This window comes from Stenotrophomonas sp. ATs4 (genome assembly GCF_051861585.1).
In the GTDB taxonomy this organism is placed as follows: domain Bacteria; phylum Pseudomonadota; class Gammaproteobacteria; order Xanthomonadales; family Xanthomonadaceae; genus Stenotrophomonas; species Stenotrophomonas maltophilia_AS.
Genome location: NZ_JBLYPK010000002.1, coordinates 303,311 through 322,645 on the forward strand (window position 1 = coordinate 303,311; position 19,335 = coordinate 322,645).

General features: G+C 65.3%; 18 protein-coding genes. 10 read left to right on the forward strand and 8 right to left on the reverse strand.

Features of this window, described 5'->3' with window-relative positions; genetic code table 11:
* Positions 1–3: 3 nt before the first annotated feature.
* Genes ABR323_RS04525 through moaA form a run of 4 tightly spaced genes read right to left on the reverse strand, consistent with a single transcriptional unit; the run spans position 4 to position 3,501 of the window.
* Positions 4–264 (reverse strand): MoaD/ThiS family protein, encoded by a 261-nt coding sequence (locus ABR323_RS04525; RefSeq protein WP_049401279.1) that lies wholly within the window; start codon positions 262–264, stop codon positions 4–6.
* The gene (locus tag ABR323_RS04530) at positions 264–1,517 is read right to left on the reverse strand and encodes a molybdopterin molybdotransferase MoeA (protein WP_439448401.1); all 1,254 of its coding nucleotides are present in this window, start codon (positions 1,515–1,517) and stop codon (positions 264–266) included. The genes ABR323_RS04525 and ABR323_RS04530 overlap by 1 nt, the downstream gene beginning before the upstream one ends.
* A complete protein-coding gene (moaCB, locus tag ABR323_RS04535; protein WP_439448402.1) occupies positions 1,514–2,512 on the reverse strand; it encodes a bifunctional molybdenum cofactor biosynthesis protein MoaC/MoaB in 999 nt (332 codons plus the stop codon). The genes ABR323_RS04530 and moaCB overlap by 4 nt, the downstream gene beginning before the upstream one ends.
* A gap of 8 nt (positions 2,513–2,520) precedes the next feature.
* Complete coding sequence (moaA, locus tag ABR323_RS04540) at positions 2,521–3,501, reverse strand: GTP 3',8-cyclase MoaA (protein WP_439448403.1); 981 nt, start codon at positions 3,499–3,501, stop codon at positions 2,521–2,523.
* A gap of 194 nt (positions 3,502–3,695) precedes the next feature.
* Between moaA and ABR323_RS04545 the strand changes: the two genes are divergently transcribed.
* Positions 3,696–4,100, forward strand: coding sequence for a ribonucleotide reductase subunit alpha (locus ABR323_RS04545; RefSeq protein ID WP_439448584.1), 405 nt, complete (start codon positions 3,696–3,698; stop codon positions 4,098–4,100).
* Here the strand turns inward: ABR323_RS04545 and ABR323_RS04550 are convergent.
* Positions 4,094–4,423: a hypothetical protein gene (locus ABR323_RS04550; protein WP_439448404.1), complete on the reverse strand. Its 330-nt coding sequence runs from the start codon at positions 4,421–4,423 to the stop codon at positions 4,094–4,096. The genes ABR323_RS04545 and ABR323_RS04550 overlap by 7 nt on opposite strands.
* Before the next feature lie 603 nt (positions 4,424–5,026).
* Between ABR323_RS04550 and ABR323_RS04555 the strand changes: the two genes are divergently transcribed.
* Positions 5,027–5,401: a hypothetical protein gene (locus ABR323_RS04555; RefSeq protein WP_439448405.1), complete on the forward strand. Its 375-nt coding sequence runs from the start codon at positions 5,027–5,029 to the stop codon at positions 5,399–5,401.
* 45 nt (positions 5,402–5,446) lie between these two features.
* On the opposite strand, the gene ABR323_RS04560 is transcribed toward ABR323_RS04555, so the two are convergent.
* Both ABR323_RS04560 and ABR323_RS04565 read right to left on the reverse strand, forming a co-directional pair.
* Positions 5,447–5,554 carry a DUF6984 family protein gene (locus ABR323_RS04560; RefSeq protein ID WP_430544041.1) on the reverse strand — a complete coding sequence of 36 codons (108 nt, stop codon included), beginning with the start codon at positions 5,552–5,554 and terminating at the stop codon, positions 5,447–5,449.
* Positions 5,555–6,125: 571 nt separating this feature from the next.
* Complete coding sequence (locus ABR323_RS04565; protein WP_439448406.1) at positions 6,126–10,805, reverse strand: RHS repeat-associated core domain-containing protein; 4,680 nt, start codon at positions 10,803–10,805, stop codon at positions 6,126–6,128.
* A 358-nt stretch (positions 10,806–11,163) separates the two neighbouring features.
* On the opposite strand from ABR323_RS04565, the gene ABR323_RS04570 reads away from it, so the two are divergent.
* Positions 11,164–11,985 carry an alpha/beta fold hydrolase gene (locus ABR323_RS04570; RefSeq protein WP_439448407.1) on the forward strand — a complete coding sequence of 274 codons (822 nt, stop codon included), beginning with the start codon at positions 11,164–11,166 and terminating at the stop codon, positions 11,983–11,985.
* A gap of 35 nt (positions 11,986–12,020) precedes the next feature.
* Here the strand turns inward: ABR323_RS04570 and ABR323_RS04575 are convergent, their stop codons facing one another.
* Positions 12,021–12,815 carry an AraC family transcriptional regulator gene (locus tag ABR323_RS04575; RefSeq protein ID WP_439448585.1) on the reverse strand — a complete coding sequence of 265 codons (795 nt, stop codon included), beginning with the start codon at positions 12,813–12,815 and terminating at the stop codon, positions 12,021–12,023.
* Positions 12,816–12,981: 166 nt separating this feature from the next.
* On the opposite strand from ABR323_RS04575, the gene ABR323_RS04580 reads away from it, so the two are divergent.
* The 7 genes from ABR323_RS04580 to ABR323_RS04610 all read left to right on the forward strand — a co-directional run bounded on the left by ABR323_RS04580 (position 12,982) and on the right by ABR323_RS04610 (position 19,317).
* A complete protein-coding gene (locus ABR323_RS04580; RefSeq protein WP_439448408.1) occupies positions 12,982–14,856 on the forward strand; it encodes an FUSC family protein in 1,875 nt (624 codons plus the stop codon).
* Positions 14,857–14,860: 4 nt separating this feature from the next.
* A complete protein-coding gene (locus tag ABR323_RS04585) occupies positions 14,861–15,070 on the forward strand; it encodes a DUF1656 domain-containing protein (RefSeq protein ID WP_439448409.1) in 210 nt (69 codons plus the stop codon).
* A gap of 1 nt (position 15,071) precedes the next feature.
* On the forward strand, positions 15,072–15,956 hold the full coding sequence (locus tag ABR323_RS04590) for an efflux RND transporter periplasmic adaptor subunit (RefSeq protein ID WP_439448410.1): 885 nt from the start codon (positions 15,072–15,074) through the stop codon (positions 15,954–15,956).
* On the forward strand, positions 15,953–17,389 hold the full coding sequence (locus ABR323_RS04595) for an efflux transporter outer membrane subunit (RefSeq protein WP_439448411.1): 1,437 nt from the start codon (positions 15,953–15,955) through the stop codon (positions 17,387–17,389). Before ABR323_RS04590 ends, ABR323_RS04595 begins: the two co-directional genes overlap by 4 nt.
* Before the next feature lie 296 nt (positions 17,390–17,685).
* Positions 17,686–18,267, forward strand: a complete 582-nt coding sequence (locus ABR323_RS04600; RefSeq protein ID WP_439448412.1) for a hypothetical protein — start codon at positions 17,686–17,688, stop codon at positions 18,265–18,267.
* A gap of 32 nt (positions 18,268–18,299) precedes the next feature.
* A complete protein-coding gene (locus ABR323_RS04605) occupies positions 18,300–18,752 on the forward strand; it encodes a hypothetical protein (RefSeq protein WP_439448413.1) in 453 nt (150 codons plus the stop codon).
* A 34-nt stretch (positions 18,753–18,786) separates the two neighbouring features.
* Positions 18,787–19,317, forward strand: a complete 531-nt coding sequence (locus ABR323_RS04610; RefSeq protein WP_439448414.1) for a nuclear transport factor 2 family protein — start codon at positions 18,787–18,789, stop codon at positions 19,315–19,317.
* The last annotated feature ends 18 nt before the right edge of the window (positions 19,318–19,335 follow it).

Here is a 19,335-nt window from a genome sequence, read left to right on the forward strand (position 1 = left end):
GGCTCAGCCCCCGCTCACCGGCGGCAGAATCGCCACCCGGCCATCATCGGGCAGCGCCTCGTGGTCGCGCAGCACGCGTTGCTGGTCGGCGAACGCCGAGTAATCCAGCAGGCCGGCACGGAAACCCGGCCAACGCACCGGCAGCAGCTCGCGCAGCGCCTGGCGCAGATCGGCCACGGTGCCACCTGCCACTTCCACGGCAATCTCGCGGCTGGCATCCAGATCGGAAAACGCACCGAACAACTGCAGATTCACCTGTTTCATCATGACTCCTGGCTCACCAGCTGCACCGGTTCGTGGTGACCCCAGCCCTGCACGCGCACGTAGGTGCCAGCGCTGGCCAGGTCTCCCTCGGCCTCCAGCACTACCCAGGCGTTGGCCTGCAGCATGGACATCAAACGGAACGACTCCTGCCCGGACAGCACGCGCGCGCTCAGGCGCCCCTGCCCGTCCATTTCGACGCGCGCACGCGCGTGGAAGCGCAGGCCCGGCGGCTTGCGCACGTCGGCCTGCAGCGGCAGCTGCAACATGACTTCCGGCGCCAGCCCCAACAGGCGGCGCAGCACCGGCTCGACGAAGAAACGCTGGCCCACGGCAGCGGAGACCGGGTTGCCCGGCAGGCCGAAGTACAGCGCACCATTGGGCAGCACCGCGAACAGCAGCGGCTTGCCCGGGCGGATCGCCACCTTGTGGAACACGATGCGCGCACCACGGCCACGCAGCGCATCGGGAACGAAATCGTAGCGGCCGGCCGACACCGCGCCGGTACTGATCAGCACCTGCGCGCCAGCGGCCAACGCTTCATCCAGCACCGCATTGAACGCGGCCACGTCGTCGCCCACCGTGCCCTGCCAGACCACCTCGGCACCGGCGGCCTGCAGGCGGCCGACCAGATACGGCCGGTTGCTGTCACGGATCTGCCCGGATTCCAGCGTCTGCGCCGCTTCGGTCACCAGCTCCTTGCCGGTAGCGATCACCGCGGCCTTCGGCCGTGCCACCACCGCCACCTGGCCCACGCCGATGGCATGCAGCAGGGTGCGCGCATTGATATCCAGCACCTGCCCGGCCTGCAGCACCCGCTCGCCTTCGCTCACGTCCTGGCCACGCAGGCGCACATGCTGGCCCGGCTTCACCAATGCCTTCAGGGCGATGTGGGTCGGGCGTCCCTCCTCGTTGGCGAGGATGTCCACGTTCTCGACCGGTACCACCGTATCCAGCCCCGACGGCATGCGCGCACCGGTCATGATTTCCCAGGCACCCTCGCCGCCTTCGGCACCGGCATCGCCTGCTGCCTGCCAGCCCTGCACCGCGAATTCGGTACCGGCCTCGAACGCCGCGCCGTTGGCGCGCAGCGCGAAGCCGTCCATCGCCGAGTTGTCGAACGGCGGCAACGACTGCCCGCTGTGGATGTCACTGGCTAGGGTACGGCCGCCGGCCTCATGCAGCGGCAGGCGCTCGGCCGGCAGCGGCGTGGCCGCGTCCAGCAGGTGTTGCAAGGCCTCGCTGTAGGGAATCATGCGTGGCCATCTCCCTCGACCATCGCCAGGGCGTGGCCCAGTACCGGCGCCAGGATGTCCAGGCACTGCGCCGCCGCCTTCGGGCTGCCGGGCAGCGCGAACACCAGCATGTTGCCCAGCTGCACCACCTCGGCGCGGCTCAACCAGGCCATCGGCGTGTGCTGTGCGCTCAGTGCCCGCACCATCTGCGCCAGGCCATGCACCGGCCGCGCGTTCAAGGAACGCAGCGCCTCCGGGGTCAGGTCACGCGGGCCCAGCCCGGTACCACCGGTACACAGGCACAGGCGCACGCCATCGGCAGCCAACGCCTGCAGGCGGCCCGCCAATGGCTCGATGCCATCGGGCAAGACCTCGGCAGCTACGACCTCACCACCCAGCTTTTTCACGCCGGTCACCAAGGTTGGGCCGGACACATCCTCATAGGTGCCTTCGCTGGCGCGATCACTCAGCGTGATCACCGCGCAGGTCGCGCCCCCCAGGCCCTTCGGCGCACGCGGCTTGAAACGCGTGCGCTCGGCATCGTCCATGCCGTCGGGGTGCAGCCAGACACCGCGCTTGCCGCCTTCCTTGAACAGCAGGCGGATGCCTTCGATACGCAGGGCCGGTTCCACCGGCTTGCTCAGGTCGTACAGGGTCAGCAGCGCCGCGTTGACGCCGGCCAGTGCCTCCATCTCCACGCCGGTGCGCGCCTCGCTGGCGCACTCGCACCACACGCGGATCGCCTGCCGTTCCGGCACCGGCGCGCAGAACACCTGCACCAGTTCCAGCGGCAGCGGGTGGCACAGCGGCATCAGCATCGAGGCCATCTTGGCGCCCTGCAGGCCGGCAATCTCGGCCATCACCAGCGCATCGCCCTTGGGCAGGCGGCGCTCGACGATCAGCGGATAGGCCACTGGACCGGCATGCAGCTCGCCCACCGCCACCGCACGGCGGCGGGTGATGCGCTTGTCGCGGACATCGGCCATATGAAAGGCCGCATTCAATTCCCCACTCATCGTATTGCTCATCCTCCGATGGAGGCCAGGTGCGGGGTCAGCCCGGTCTGGCCCTGGTGCAGTCCATGCCCGGCCGCTTTCAGGCCAAGCTGTGTGGTGATGCGTGCCAGCAGTGCGTCGTGGTCATCGTCGCTCTGCAGCAGCGGGCGCAGCGGCACGCCGAACTCGCCGAACAGGCACAGCCGCAGGTCGCCCTTGGCGGTCACCCGCAGGCGGTTGCAGCCCTTGCAGAAGTCACGCGAATACGGGGCGATGATGCCGATGCTGCCGCGATGGTCGGGGTGGCCGAACTCGCGCGCCGGGCCGGCATCGGCGGCGCGCGGCCGTTCGTGCCAGCCAGCGGCCAGCAGCTGCTCGATCACCACGTCGGCGCGCAGGTGGTGGCGCTGGAAATAGGCTTCGTTGTCGCCGGTGCGCATCAGCTCGATGAAGCGCACGCTGAAGGGGCGGTCGCGCAGGTAGTCCATCCACTGCGGCAGCTCGTCGTCGTTCAGGCCGCGCAGCAGTACCGCGTTGAGCTTGATCGCCGACAGGCCCAGCGCCTGCGCCAGGGCCAGGCCCTGTTCGATCTCCGGCAGGCGGTCATGCCCGGTGATGGTCTTGAAGCGTTCGCGCTGCAGGCTGTCCATGCTCACGTTCAGCGCGGTCAGGCCGGCCCGGTGCCACCCCGGCAGGCGCCGCGGCAGCAGCGTGCCATTGCTGGTGATGGCCACCTTGCGGATGCCCGGCACCGCAGCCACCGTGGCGATGATCTCGTCCAGATCCTTGCGCAGGCTGGGTTCGCCACCGGTCAGGCGGATCTTGCTCATGCCCAGCGCGGCAAACGCACGCACCAGCCTCGCGATTTCATCCACCTGCAGGAAGCGCGGGCGGCCATCGGCCTGGTAACCGTCGGGCAGGCAGTAGCTGCAACGGAAGTTGCAGGCTTCGGTCAACGACAGGCGCAGGTACGGAAAGCTGCGTCCGAAACCGTCGGTGAGTTGGCTCATGGCTGGTCCACCTTGTTGCTCCACCGTCTTGCCTGTGCCCGGAACGGCCCGGATACCCTCGCCTGCTGGAACGATTGCCAGAGTACGCGGCCTTCAGTTCCATGGGCATGACTTAAATCAATCGCGTTCGGCCCCGCGCGGCAGGCGTTGTGGCAGCATGCGGCTTTCCGTGCAGCGGGTGTGTGACAACCCTCATGATGATGAACGATTTCCAGCAACTGCTGCATGCCGCCGGCGAGCAGGCTGAACCGCAACGCCTGCTGTTCGTATTCGTGCGCGCCGAGCTGCCCGAATCGCCCACCGGTGACCAGCGCGACCGGCATGACCGCCGCGAGGGCGGCACCCTGTCGCCGGTGCTGTGCGTGGACAAGCTGCCGGCCGAGGTGCCCAGCTTCCAGGCGCTGGCGGCCGAATCGACCACCACCGGCATCGACTGGGACCTGGTGTTCGTGGCGGCGCTGGATGGCCGAGGCGGTTTCGCACCCAACAGCGACGAAGCCGCGCGCCCGCTGCAGCTGATGGTCAACGCCATCCATGACGGTCAGATCGGCCGCTTCGCCGCCTTCGACCGTGGCGGCGAGCCCGTTCAGTTCTATTGAGCCACCAGCTGCAGAGTCAGGAAGAAGATCACCAGCACGGTGTTCAGCCCCCAGGCGACGGTCAGCCCGCGCGCCGCCACGCCCAGATTTGGGTTGTGCGCGGTCGGCGCCGCCCGCCAGACCGCCGGAATGATCCAGCCGGTATAGAGCAGCAGCACGGCAAATACCCCCAGCAGCAGCGTGGTGCGCTGGTTGGCCAGGGCCCAGAGGGCCACCGCCCACAGAATGTTGCTGGGAATGACGCCCTGCAGCCAGAACACACTCCAGAGGCGGGAACGGCCCGGGGCGTCGGGGGTTGGGTGCAGCGAAGCGGTCGCGGTCATAAGTCTCCTTCTGTTTAGGAAACGTGCTGAACAAGCCTGCGCTTGGTGGCAGGGAACGTCAAGGAAGGACGGAATCGGTAGCGCCGGCCATGCCCGGCGGAATCCTTCACGTTCGCGCGCAGTCGGTTCGCCGGGCATGGCCCGGCGCTACCCGTCCTGTTTTGCCTGTCGCCATCGCCCCTCCCCACCCGCCCTCCTCCGTCCCCCAACCTCGACACCTGTCGCAGATTGCACGGTGCAGGCGGATCACCGCGCCAGCAAGCACTGGCGGTGCTTAACAGCGTGGGAGAATGCCGAAAGCGTCTGCAATCGAGTGATGTTTGCAACTCTTCTGATTGGCATTGCACAGCGCCACGGGCTCAGATGGCGTGCCACCGGAAAAGGGTGGCCGGGTTTCGAATCCCGAGTTGGTCCTGAGTGATTGCGCTTGCCAGTCGGCGCCACCTTAGCGTGGCGCCGGCTGGCAATCCGTCTGCCGGCTATGGCGGGCGGTGCGTGGGGGCGTTCGCGCCCACCGGCTTGGGACCAACCCGGATTCGAACCACGTACCGTCCGCCACTTTTATGGGTGGCGGCTACCGATTGCCCTGCACGGAGCCTTGCCATGAACGAATCGGACTTCCCGCATCTGCACGCCTACCGCAGCACCGCCCGCGACGACGGTTCGTCACAGGCTGCGCCTGCAGTGGACAGAAACACCTTCATTGCCAATCTCAACCGCATCGGCTCCGGTGCAGCAGCCGACGGACAACCCTGGCCGGAGCGGCACCAGCTGCCCGGGCGCTGCCTGGCCTTGGCCGATGCCGATTGTGCGTTGAGCGGGTTGCGGGTAGTGCTGGAAATGCTGCTGGCGGCCGAACGCACCCGGCAGAACGGCGAACCGGAAGAGTACGTGGGCGACCGGGTGATGGAGGGATTGGTCATGGCCTGCCAGTCGCTGTGTGCGCAGGCGGTGGGGCGGTTGCAGCCCGAAGGGTGAAGGGCATGCGCCGCGCTCCTCAGCCATGCTCGCTTTCAGCAGGCGTCATTGCTCGCTGAAAGCGCTCCTCAGATCGACGCCGATGATCGGTGAGAAGTCCACCTTGCACAGCTCCAGCTCGAAGAGCTGATCGTGATTGTCCAAGCACACCATCCACTGCAGTCAGTCGATGGCTGGATGCTGGATAGGTTTAACTGCTAGTTCCCGCCGAGGTGGTCAGCGCGGCCATTACCGGTGGCGCCGCAGGCATAGGATCAATTCAGCGCGGTCGAAATCCAAGGCTCTGCGGCGATTATTCAGGGCATCCTCAGGAACGCTCGCCTCAAGTAAGCCGACGCCCCGCAAAATGCGACCGCCCCCACAAGCCAGCTTCCAAGCAATAGCGACGGCCAAAGGTCTGCTACCAACGCCGTTGCTCCGAATCTTTCAAGGCTCTGTAGAAGCAAGCGCCCCCCCCCATCAATTGCCAGATTGGAAGAAGTTACAGCCACGACCCCGAGTACAAGACCAGCGATCAACCCCACCACTAAACTTCGCGGGATGCGGCGCATACTTTCGCATCGAGAGAGCGCATAGAATGTAACCGAAAGAAGTAGTGAGAGAAGCAGTACGTAGGGAACTCGCATCGCTCCTATCTTCATGAAAGCGGATAGCCATATCCATCCCGCAAAATTCACAGAAGCAGATAGAGTGAAGCATATCAATGATGAGATAAGCCTATCCTTCATTTGACTGGACATTCTGCCGCCTTTGCACTCTTTTGAAGAACACCCGGGAAGAGTGTTTGCTTTGTCCCACACATTCCATCCAACGCGCCGGACACGTGGCTCGCACACCAGAAGCCACGTGCATCCCCCCACTCCTCCGCGTTCGCAATGAGAGTTAATTCTTGCTCCGGAGTCAAAGGGATTACCGTTAATTCAACTCGACTACCAGTTCCCACCTGATACTTTTTGTAGCTGGCCAAGCTGGCATCGCGCCCCTCAAATAGCCCACCGGTTCCTCGACGACCCCCAGGTGCGTAGCTGCCGGAAGGGTCGTACAGGAAATCAGGCTTGCCAGGTATCGAAACATGAATCGCCGAGTGGCTTGCAATACCGAAATCGTATGTCGTTATTAGCGTAGTCGTCAGCCCAAGCGGATCAGTAAATCGGGCGGGGTTCGAGATCACGTAGCCATACGTACTGACGCCGGCGTTCAACCCAACGGGATCGCTCTCCACGTATCTAGCCGATGCCGGGTCATAGTCACGGAAGTAGTTGTAGAACAACCCGCTCGCATCCGTCGCCTGCTGGCCGGGGAAGCGCAGCGCCAGTTCGAACGCCACACCATCCCCGTCCGGGTCTGCACTCGGAATCTGGTTACCGAACACCTCGCTCTTGTTGCTCCACTCCCAGATCGCAACATTCCGCACCGGATCAATCACCACGCGCGGCGTACCCAGATGATCTGGTTGGACGTGGGCCAGCTCCGGCACGCCGGTAGCCGGCGTGTTGATCAACGCCACCGGATAGTTGTCCAGCCAGATGGCCTGCTGCTGCGCCTGGCCCGTGGCCGAGTAGTTACCCAGCCATTGCCCAGCCTCGCCGTACAGCGTGATCTGCGCTGCGCCACCGGCTGGGGTGCGCAGTACGCGCTCGCCACGATGGTTATAGCCGTAGCTTTCCAACACGGCATTGCCCTGCTTCACCGCGTTCATGCGGTTGGCATCGTTGTAGGTGAACGTCTTGCTGTCGATGCTGGTGGCATTGCCCGCTGCGTCATGGTTGCGCGCTTGGCCATCCACCGCAGTCAGGCGATGGCTGGTTGCGGGATAGGTGTAGTTGGCGGTGCCTGCCGAGGTGGTCAGCGCGGTGCGATTGCCGGTGGCGTCGTAGGCATAGGTTTCAATCGGCGTGCCGGTCGCGCCGTCCTGGGTCTGGGTCAGGTGGCCCAGCGCGTCGTAGGCGTACTTGGCGAGCACCGTCGAGCCTGCACCGTTCTTCAGTTCGGTGATTGAACCGACCGGGTCATAGCCATAGCCCAGCGACAGGCCGCCTGCGGCCGGGTCGTGCACCGCTTGCGGGCGGTAGTCCAGATCCAGCGGGCGCTGCAGCTGGCGACCATTGCCGTAGGTCCAGCCAGTCGCCGGGCCGAAGGCCGCGTAGGTCACGTTGTTCACCACGATCTGGCGCGCCTGGCCGGGCCGGGTCAGGCCGATCTGGCTGATGCGCCCCTGGGTATCGCGCACGTAGTCGGCCACACTGCCATCGGGGTACGTCAACGCCGTCAGGCGGCCCGACTTGCTGTAGGCATAGCGCAGGGTACTGGCCACCCCATTGAGCGTCTGCACCTTGCGGGTGACCTGACCGAAGCGGTCGTGGCAGTACTGGGTGCTGCCATTGGCGTGCAGCACCTGCCCCAGGCGCCCCTTGGCAAAGCGCTCGTCGGCAGTACACGCAGCGGGCGCCACGTCGTAGCTGTAGCCCACGTCCAGGTTGGGGTCGGGGTAGGCGATGCCGATCAGGCGGTTGAGTGCATCGTAGTGATAGGTGGCGGTGACGCCACGCGCATCGGTGGCGGTCTTGCGGTTGCCTGCGGCGTCCACGGCAAAGCTGCTGGCGCCACTGTCCGGGCTGATCTGCCCGGTCAGGTCACCGAACCCGTTGTAGGCATAGGTCGTATGCAGGCCTTTCGGGTCGGTGATCTGGGTGACCTGGTCCAGCGCGTTGTACTGGCTGAGGATCTCCGCCGCCACGCCGCCGACGTCCTGCAGGGTCTGGGCCAGGCGGTTCAACGGGTCGTACTGCTGGCGGGTCACGCGCTGCAGTGCGTCGGTGATCGTCTGCGGGTTTCCGTTGGCATCGTAGGCGAAGCCTGTGGCGTGATTGCCCGCGTCCTTCAGTGCGGTCAGCTGGCCGAGCGTGTTGAACATCCGTGCCAGGGTGCGACGCAGGGTGCCGCCAGTATCCAGCGTGTCTTCCTTGAGGCGGTTACCAGCATTGTCCAGCGTGTAGTGAATCGTGTTGCCTGCGTTGTCCTCGATGTCGGTCAAGCGCAGCGCAGCATCGTAGACGTAGGAAACGCTGCTGCCATCCGGCTCGGCGATCTTCTGCACCTGGCCGGTTGGCCAGTAGCTCAGTTGGGTAACGCGGTCCTCGGCCGTGCTGGCACCGCGTACGGTGATCGAGGTCGGCCAGCCGCGGGCGTGGTAGGTGTAATCGGTGACCACGCCGTTGGCGTCCTTGACCGACAACGGCCGTCCGAACGCGTCGTAGGTCAAGGTCTCGACCGTCTGGCCCAGCACATTGGTCACACTGCGCAGGTCGCCCTTGCGGAAGCCACATGCACCATTGGTCGCGCACCCTGCGTCATCGGCCGGGTAGTAGGCATAGGTAACAGTATCGACCACATCCGTGCGCGGGCCATCCACGCTCTTCAGCAGCCCTTCCACCGGGCAGCTGCCCGCCGCCGCCACATCAGCGGCTTCGCAGTACGTGTAGCTGGTGATGCGCGTCTGGCCGGATGCGGTGTCGGTCACCGTGTTGGCCGTCGGCTGGCGTCGGGCATTGAAGGACGTGCGGGTTTCACGATTGCCGATCCGGGTGGTCAGTACCGCATTGGTTTCGACGTCGCGCGAGGTGGTCACCACCCGCTGCTCGGGCAGGCCGACCGCTTCGGTCACGGTATGGATGCTGACGGCACGACCGCTCGCCGCATCGGTGCCCTGCGCATAGGTGTGCTTGGTCTGGATGCCGCGACGATCGGTGTAGGTATCCAGGCGCCGGCGGAAGTCGACACTCTGGTCGTAGTAGGTCCGGCTGACGGTTCCCTGCGAATCACTCAGGCCGGTTACCTTGCGCGACGGAGCGGTGTCGCCCCCGGGTGTCAGGGTGTAATCGGTCTGCCGCCCAAGCGCGTCGGTCACGACTGCACCGCCGTTGGGGCTGTAGGCCAGTGTCACGCCATCGGCACCGCCGGCATGCTGACTGGAGATCACACGGCCGATGGAATCGTAGGTAAAGGTGCTGTAGCGGCGACCGTCCTCGGCGGTGATACCCGTCAGGTGCTGGGGGAAGTCCTGGTTCTCGTAGTGATACGTGCGTACACCGCCACCCGCATAGGTCACCGTGGCGACCTGGTTCTGCGATGTGTAGGTGTAGGTGGCGAGCGGAATGCCCTCGACCAGCACCGAACTGATCAGCGCCTCATAGTCGTTGGACTGGTAGACGAACTCCAGTGTGCGGCCACTGCTGTGGGTGACGGCCGCAAGACGGTCGCTGTCATCGTAGATGTAGGTCAGCCACGTGCCATCCGGGAAGCGCTTGGCGGCAAGACGCCCGTCCGCGCCGAAGGTAGAGATGGAGCCCGCTGAATACAGCGTCCAGTTGCCGTTCTGGACCAGACGATCGCCACTGTCGTCGTCCGCCTCATAGGCTTGCCCGATCTTCTTGAATGCACGCTGGAAACCAGTGCTTTCAATGATGCCCACACTGTCAACGCCATCCAGTGCCAGGTGGGCGCCCAGCGAATGGGTCCAGCCATAACCGAAGCCACCGGATGAGGTGGAGATGCCGGAGTGATAGAAACGCGTCAGTGCGATCCAGCCCAGATCAAAGTCCTGCGCGATTTCGTACTTCTCGCCGGTTTTGACGTCACACGGATTGCCGACATTGCCGTCGCAAGGTGCCTTATTCGTCGCCTCGCTGTCCTCTTCCGAGGGACAATTCGTACCGGCGCTGTCCTTGTCGCACTTCTGCGACTTCGAGGTGATGGTAGCAACGAATTCTTCGCTGACGCAGGCGTTGTGCTTGTTGGACCACTGCGTGAAGGGGACCGGGCAGTTCAAGCGCCGGGTACGCGCGACCGCCACCGTTCCGGTGTACGGCGTGCAGGGTGATTCAGCCGTATTGTTGCCAGCCATTGAAGTCAGATCGTAGTAGCGTGACTCCATGACACCTTCCTGATCGGGCGAGGCTGCAAACCAATCGCCAGACGGAGTGACCGCCGCCCCGGGGCACACGGGATTGTTGGCTTGTTGGTCCGCAAGAAAATCAGCAACCATCGCCTCTTCCGTCGGGAATATGTCACGCCCTATGTAGGACCAGTCCGGGTCGGAGGGCTGCGTCTTTCCCATCCAGTAGGTAATCGACGTGTTTCCGTTCAAGTCCACGACTTTCGACTTGATCTTGTCGACAGACTGCCAGCCGAACTGGAACTCCGGCGGGAACGGGCTGGGTGCGGGAAGGCTCTTGATCGCCTGCACCGCCTGCTGCTGGGTCTTGTACTGCGTCGAATTGCCGCCGGGCTGCGAAATGCGCCAGGTAATCCTGCTTTCCTGCGCCTGCGCCACAGCAGGGGCGAAGCAGCCGACGGCAACAATCGCCAGCACGGCACGCGAGAGGGTCTTCAGTCGTTCCAACATCCCTGTTCTCCTTCCTGGACGAACACAGCGCCGGCGGGAACGAGAACGCAGAGGTGCTCCCCCGCGTCATGCCTCGGATCGTCCCTGGTCCGGAATGCGGCAGTTGCCACATGCCGCCTTTATCGTTGAGGACGCTTGCACATTCAAGTGTGGAGACGCGGAACCGATCACAGATTCAAGCATCCGTAACGATTCAGCGGACTGCGCCCTGTCCCCATGACTTCCTGCACAGGGAGTCGGTGTTATACCTCACCACATTACCAGCAAGACCTGTCGCGAGGTCGGCAGGCTACGGCAGTCCGCCGCAGACCTGACCCATCGGAAGGGCTGGCACGCGTCACGGCCCAGGGGAATGGCAATGAAGAGCAGTCGACTGACGTTGTGGGTGCTGGCCGTGGTGATGACCGCTGCAGGCATCGCCCACGCCGGGGAGATCCAGGTGGATCGCGGTGCTTACGCACTGCAGGCCGAAGAGACGGGGGCCGGCCCGATCACCGTGGTCTTTGAATCCGGTTTCGGCCAGGGCGCGGGCGCCTGGAAAGAGGTGGTTGCAGGTCTGGGGCGCGACTACCACAGCATCACCTACGCCCGTGCAGGACTTGGCAAGTCCGGCAGCGACGGCCACCCCAAGCGCATTGATGCGCATCTGGCCGACCTCACGGCCGTGATCGATACGCTCGCACCCGGTCGCCGCGTTGTGCTGGTGGGTCATTCCTATGGCGGTCTGCTGGCCACGGAGTTCGCACGCCGCCATCCGGAGCGCCTGCAGGGCCTCGTGCTGGTGGACCCGGCCACGTTGGGGCAGCGCCATGCGTTCAAGCAGGCCGACAGTGCCCGCGTGCAAGCAGACGATGCCCAGCTGCGGGCAATGCTGCCGCCGGCCATGGCTGCCGACTACGCCGTGCTGACCGAACAACTGGATGCACCCGGTGCGCAGACCCCGCGCACGATGCCGGACGTGCCCGTGGCGCTGCTGACTGCAACCCAGCTCGCTGCCGAACCGCTGTTCTTCGAAGAAACCGCAGCGGGCAAGGCACTCTGGAAGGCACAGCACGCCCTGCTCTTCTCGGGGTTCACCCGCGGTACGCATCGCTATCTGTCGACCGGGCATACCCTCCAGCGCGAGGATCCTGCTGCGGTGGTGGCCGCGATTCAATCAGTCTCCGGCACCTTGAAGTAGCCGTTCCAGGCAACGGCTTTCCGGGTTGTTCCCTGCTACTGCCCACGCAGGCGCACCGCAAAATACCGCGTCGGGGAAAGGCCAAGCGCCTTCTTGAACATCGTGATGAAGGCCGTCACCGACTCATAGCCCAGCGTCTCGGAAACGCGTTGTACTGGTGCACCACCGGCGAGTTCACGAATGGCGATGAGCAGATGCAACTGCTGTCGCCAGCGCCCGAAGGACAATCCCGTTTCTCGCTCAATCAGGCGGGTCAACGTGCGCTCGCCCAAGGCCAGGCGCACAGCCCACTGGCTGATGGTGCTGCGGTCTGCCGGATCAGCCGACAGCGCCGCAGCCAACGCCCGCACCTTCGGGTGATGACTGACCGGCAGCGAGAGGTGCTCGGCCGGCATCTGCACCAGTTCGTCCAGCAGCACCCGCGCCAGCCGATCGATGTGGCTGCCATGCGGGTAGTCCAGCGGCGCGTCGGCAAGGTGCAGGATCATCTCGCGCAGCATCGGGGAGATCGCCAGTGTCACGCACTGCGCTGGCAGTTCGACGATGCCAGGCTCGACGAACAGGTAGCACAGGCGCGCGTTGGCGGTGGCGCGATTGCTGTGCGGCATGCCACCCGGAATCCAGACGCCGCACTGGGGCGGCACGATCCACAACGCATTGGCCACTTCGCAGGTCACCGCGCCATGCAGCGCAAGAATCAGCTGGCCCTTGCGGTGCTCGTGCACGGGAATTTCCGCGTCGTGCTCGGCTACCTGCAGGCGGCTGGCGACCGCCGGGCGATCGGTCTCGTCCGGGTCCAGGTCAAAGCCGGGGAGCGAAATGCGAGCCATTCTCACATTGACCGGTTTTAGCGATTGGTTGTCATTGTAGCGAAATTCGCCATGCCGGCCGATCACTAGCATGAGCCGCATGCATTCCCCCAGCCCACTCCGCCCCCATGTGCTCCAGGCATTTGCACGGTTTAAAAGCCCTGCTCTCAGGACCGACCAGGAGGCGGTGCTGTTCTCGCTCAAATGCCTGCTCGCCGCGTCGCTGGGGCTGTATGTCTCTCTGCGCATCGGCCTGAACCGCCCGTTCTGGGTGATCGGCACGGTCTATCTGGTGTCGCAACCGTTGTCCGGCGCAACGCTCAGCCGAGGTCTGTTCCGCCTGCTCGGTACCGTAGGCGGGGCCATCGCCACCGTTGCGCTGGTGCCACGCTTCGCCAATGCGCCCTTGGTGCTGAGCGCCGCGCTCGCCACGTGGATGGCGCTGTGCCTGTACCTGGCGATGCTCGACCGCACGCCACGTGCGTACGCGTTCCTGCTGGCCGGCTATACCACCAGTCTGATTGGTTTTCCTGCGGTGATGGTGCCGGGAGATGTGTTCACCATTGCCATCACGCGGGTGCAGGAAATCTCCATCGGCATCCTGGCCGCCACGCTGGTGCATGGGTTGGTGCTGCCGCGCCGGGTCTCGATGCGCGTGCACGCGCGGGTTGCTGCCGTACTGGATGATGCGGAACGATGGACACGCGACATGCGCGGCGGTGCATCGGACACGGTGCTGGCGACGGACCGCTCGAAAGTGGCAGCCGACCTGCTCGAGCTGCATGTACTGTCGATCCACCTGCCCTTCGACAGCGCCCACGGCGTGGCCCAGGTGCAGATCCTGCGTGCCCTGCATGACCGGATGCTGGACGTACTGATGCTGTCCAGCGCGGTGGAAGATTCCATCGCCCGGCTGCATTCACCGCAGGCCGGCGCAATGGATGCAACGGGCTGGCGCGCGCTGCTGCAGGCCGGCCTCATCGCGCAACGGGCCGAACTCGACCTCGCCCACGTAGACTGCCGCGTGCTGCAGGCACAACTGCATATTGCCCGCCCCGACTGGCGCCTGCAGGTACCTGGCCGTCTTGCGCGGAATGGGCAGGGCGCAGTGATTCACCGGGATCACAGGATCGCCGCGCGCAGCGCGCTGGGGGCGTTCGTGGGCATCCTGCTGAGCTGCGTGCTGTGGATCATTACGGGCTGGTCGGAGGGCGCCACGGCGGTGTCCATCATCGGCACTGCATGCGTCCTGTTCGGCACCCTCGAAGCGGCGGCACCGCATGTCATGCGCTATCTGGTGGGATCGTGCATCGGCGTTGCCGTCGGCCTGCTCTACGGTCTGCTGATCTTCCCCACGCTGTCCGATTTCGTCGGCCTGATTGCCGCGCTCGCGCCGGTGCTGCTGCTGTGCGGATCGTTCCTGGCCCGGCCGCCCTTCATCATGGCCGCCCTGGGCGTGGTACTGACCTTCCCGCTCATCGCAGGTCTGGGTGCGACCAGTACGGTCAACATCGTCGGCGCACTCAACAGCAGCGTTGCGTTGTTCGTCGGTACGGCAATGGCACTGTGCAGCATGCAGCTGTTCCAGACCGGCGATGCGGGTCGCAACCGCGCACGGTTGGAGCGTTCGATCCGTCGGGACATCGCACGACATGCCGCCGGCCAAGGTGATGTGACCCGCGCCTGGCTCAGCCGCATGCTGGATCGAATCGGGCTGCTCGCTCCCAGGTTGCAGGGCCGTTCCAGTGCAGCACACGACCTGCGGGCATTGTTTGCGGACGTTCGTGCGGCACGTGCATCCAACCAACTCCGCGCACTGGACAAGTGCCTGGACAGCCCGCGCGTTCGGGCGCTTCATGCGGCGCTGATCGAACGCGTCGCCGCACATTTCAGGGTTCGCGCCCACTCACCACGCCGTGTCGACGCCCATCTTCTGGAACTCCTGGACCGCGTGCGCGAGGCAGCGGCAGCCAGCGCCGAGGCCGATCGAGGGTATCTGCTGCACCTGCTCTGCGGGTTGCGCCGCGACCTGCTGGCCTCACCGCTTACCCATCGGTACTGACCTCATGTTTTCTGATCTTTCCATTGATGGTGTGCTGATCCCCGGCCTGCTCGCCGTGGCCGCCGCCGCGTTGGCGCTGTCGATGCTGACCTCACGCCTGCTCGCCGGCCTCGGTCTGTACCGGTTGTTCGCCGCACGGCCACTGGTGGGCCTGTCCCTGTTCGTGATCCTGGCGGAGCTGATGATCCGGCTCTCGCCCCTGCTCGAGAAATGAAATGAAACACCTGCTTGCTGTCATCGGGCGCTGGAGCGCAACGCTGGGCGTGTGCGCGCTTGCCGCCATTGCCGCGCTCTCCATCTGGAATCGTTACGAAATGCGCCCGTGGACGCGGGATGGGCGGGTGCGCGCCGATGTGGTGCGCGTTGCGTCGGACATGGGGGGGCTGGTCACCCAGGTGCTGGTGCACGACAACCAGCGGGTCAGCGCCGGACAGCTGCTGCTGGTGTTGGATCAACCGCGCTTCGCTGCCGCGCTGGAGAAGGCCGATGCAGCGGTCAACAGCGCACGCGCCACGCTGGCGCTGGCCCGCCGCGAATCAACGCGGGACAACGCACTTGGCAACCTTGTCGCATCGGAAACACGCGAACGCAATGCCGCCAAGGTCGATACCGAGCTGGCCGCTCTGGCGCAGGCGCGGGCCGAACAGCGCGTTGCCCAGCTCAACGTGCAACGCACCGAGGTGCGCGCGACCACCGACGGCATCATCACCAATCTGGACCTGCACGCGGGCGACTACCTGCAACCCGGTGCGCAGGCGCTGGCGCTGATCGACACCCGCAGCCTGCGTATCGAGGGCTACTTCGAGGAAACCAAACTGGCCTGCATCACCGAGGGCGATGCCGCCGTGGCCCGGCTGATGGGCGACGACCACGACGTCCGCGGACACGTGGACACCATCGCCGCCGGCATTGCCGACGATCAGCGCTCAAGCACACACAACCTGCTGCCCGCCGTGGCGCCGACCTATACCTGGGTGAGGCTGGCACAGCGCATCCCGGTACGCATCCGTATCGATAATGCCCCGCCGGATACACGACTGATCGTCGGTCGCACTGCGAATGTGACCATCACGCCCTCAGCACAGGGAGCCTGCAAGTGAGTTTGCGAACTGTACGTGGTGGGCTGCTTGCCCTGCTGCTGCCGATGACGGCCTGCGTGTCCGGCCCCGACTATCACCTGCCTGCGAGTGCGGTCGCGGCCTCCCCGGGGGTCGCGCGGACGTTTCTCTCGGTGCAGGAGGCATCGTTCAGCCAGGATGCGCCACCGGATCGGTGGTGGCAACTGTATGGCGACCCCCAGCTTGACGCCTATGTACGCGAAGCACTGGCGGCCAATACCGACCTGCGCGCCGCCGATGCCAACCTTCGGCGCGCCAGCGCTACCGTGCTGGAGTACCGCGCGCGCGGTTCCATGCAGGCCGACGTGGATGCATCGGGCACGCTCACCCATGCCGGTGGTTACACCCAGGCGTCGGCCGCACCGCAATCCTATGCGCTGGGCCTCCACCTCTCCTACCCGCTGGATCTCGCAGGCGGCATCCGCCGTGGCATCGAAGCCGCGAATGCGGACGCGGAGGCCGTCGCTGCGGCACGGGACCAGGTCCGCGTGGTCGTCGCTGCTGCCGTCACCCGTGCCTATCTGCGCGTGTGCTCCAGCAATCACACCTTGGCTGCGACCCGGCAGGTGCTGGCGACACAGCGTGCCACGCTGGACGCCACCCGCCGGTTGGCCGCTGGCGGGCGCGGAACGGACTTCGATGTCAGTCGCGCCGGTGCCGCCGTCAATCGCAGCGCGGCGACACTCCCGCACCTGGAATCCGAACGCCAGGCCAGCCTATTCGAGCTGGCGGCACTGATGGGAAAAGTGCCGGCTGACTACCCGGAAGAGGCGGCAGCGTGCCAGCAGCCGCCCGAACCAGGCGAGCGACTTCCCGTCGGCGACGGTTGGCAGCTGATCCAGCGCCGCCCCGATATACGTGCAGCAGAGCGCAGCCTGGCCGCGGCGACTGCGTTGATCGGCGTTGAGACCGCCAATCTCTATCCCCAGGTAACGCTGGGAGCTTCGGCCGGCGCAGCCGGTACTGCAAGTCACCTGCTGTCTTCCAACAGCTTCGGGGCCAGCATCGGGCCGTTGCTGTCATGGCGCTGGCCCAACCGCAGCCTCACCAAGGCCCGCATTGCGGCAGCCGGTGCCAATGTCGATGCGGCGCTGGCGTCGTTTGACGGCACCGTGCTGCAGGCCCTCCGCGAGACTGAAACCGCACTTTCTGCCTGTACCCAGGAACTTGAACGTGAGCGCAGCCTGGCGCAGGCGCGCGAGGACGCGGCGCGAGCCAGCCAGCAGGCGCAGCGGCTCTACCAGTTCGGCAGGATCGATTTCCTGGACCTGCTCTCGGCCCAGGCCGCGCTGGCAGACGCCGAGTCCGCATTGGCCGCCTCGCGCGCGCAACGGGTCGATCGCCAGGTGGATCTTTTCCTGTCCCTGGGTGGAGGGTGGATCGCGAGCCGTCCGGCCGAAGCTGTGGCGCGCTGAGTCCGTGTTCATGGCCGCGATCTCCACAACCGGAACGAGCTAAACGCGTGAGAGTGCCACGCCGAGACAGCCGAGCAACCGGCAACGTACGCCACGAACAGGGCGCTCCCCCACATCAGCGTCCTCATTGACAGTTCCCCTCCTGCACCGCGCGCCCGCGCACCATCTGCACAGACCATCTTCAACGTCAAACCGGCCTGTTGCGGCGCCCGGCATCCGTGCTAGCGTGCGCCGTCAAACTCGCCATGAGGTGCAGGATGCGCAATGGAATGGGACGGAATCTGGTGATCGCCTGCATGGCCCTCGCTGTTGCCCCAGCGGCGGCAACAGCGGCCGCGACGCCCGGTGATCGTGGGCAGGACTTCGTGCAGACACAGGCGATCGCAACGCGCTGCCAGAAGACCCTGCCCGGCCTGAAACTGCAGTTGCAGGCGGGCCGTCAGCACTGGCTGTCGACACTCGACGCTGCGCAACTGCAGGCCGCCGAGGCCTATGCCAACAGCAAGGAGGGCAAGGCTCTGGAAAAGGGCGTGGAGCGGGATGCCTCCCGCGCCTTCGGCCGCAACCCCCTGTCCGCCGCAGCGACCTGCGTTGGCCTGCTCGCCGAGTACGGCCCGGCCCATCCGCTGCCTGTCGGCACGGCAATGCCGGCCGACCGGGTGCAGCACTACATGCTGCACTTCGCGCCGATGGCGCTGGCCCAGCTGCAGTGCGCCCGCCTGGAGGGCATCGGCGTGACAGCCCAACCCGATGGCTCGGAAATCTGGCAGTACCGGGCCTGCGGCCGGACCGAATCGGTTCGCATGACCCCGCTCGGACAGAGCTGGTCGATGACCGATGCGGACCGCAATCGCCTGTTCGACGCGCTGACCCGATAGGTCGGACGGCATTCCACGGAGCCGCAAGGACGATGTTTCCACCCACCATCTGGATCAAGGCGCGATCTGCTTTTCCATTGGCGGCGTGCACGTTACTCAGCGCCTGCGGCCTGGTGATGGACAGTTCGTTCGATACTCTGCGCGAGGCGCTTGACTCCGACATGGTGAACAAGGGATGGATTCCCGACTGGGTGCCCCACGAGGCGACCGCCCTGCGCGAGGTGCACGACCTCGACTCCAACACCAGCGCGCTGGCCTTCACCAAGCCCCCTGCGTTGCCACTGCAGTTGCCTGCGGATTGCAGGGCGACGACATTCAACAACAGTGATCCTGTTGCGTTCAATCGATACTGGTGGCCCGGCAACGCGACGCTCAACAAATCGTACCGCGTCTTTCGCTGCGCGCCTGAATCCGGAAAGTCAGTCTTCGTCGCCATCAACAGCACCGAAGACCGCGTTCTTTTCTGGCGAACCTACGCGCGGTGATGCGCCTGCGCCGCCGCTCCTCCCTCAGGAACCCATGATGCCCAACGCACGTGCACGTTTCGCCGCCCTCGCCCTCTTCCTCCCGGCGTGCCTGCCGGCCTACGCCGCGCAGAACGTCCCCGCCGACGTAAAGGCGATCGAACACGTGGTCGAGTCCTTCCGTACCTCGCTGATCAACAAGGACAAGCCGACCTACATGAGCCTGTTCTTCTCCGACAAACCGGAACATATCGGCTGGCAGTTCGTCTCCGAGGATGTGCGCCTGCAGGACATCCGCAAGGCCAAGCCCGATGCGATCAAGGCACGGCAGATCCCCGCCAACAACTTCATCGCGCTGATCGACGGGGCAGTGGCCTCGCCGAAGCCAAAGGAAGAGAAATTTTCCAACACGAAGATCGAGACGGATGGCGATGTGGCCTCGGTGTCGTTCGACTACAGCTTCCACGACGATGGGGTGAAGACCAACTGGGGCAAGGAGATGTGGCAGCTGATCCGGACCGAGCAGGGCTGGAAGATCTTCTCGGTGATCTATTCGGTCCGCGATTCACGCAGTCCGGCCGATTGACCAGGACTTGATGCGGGC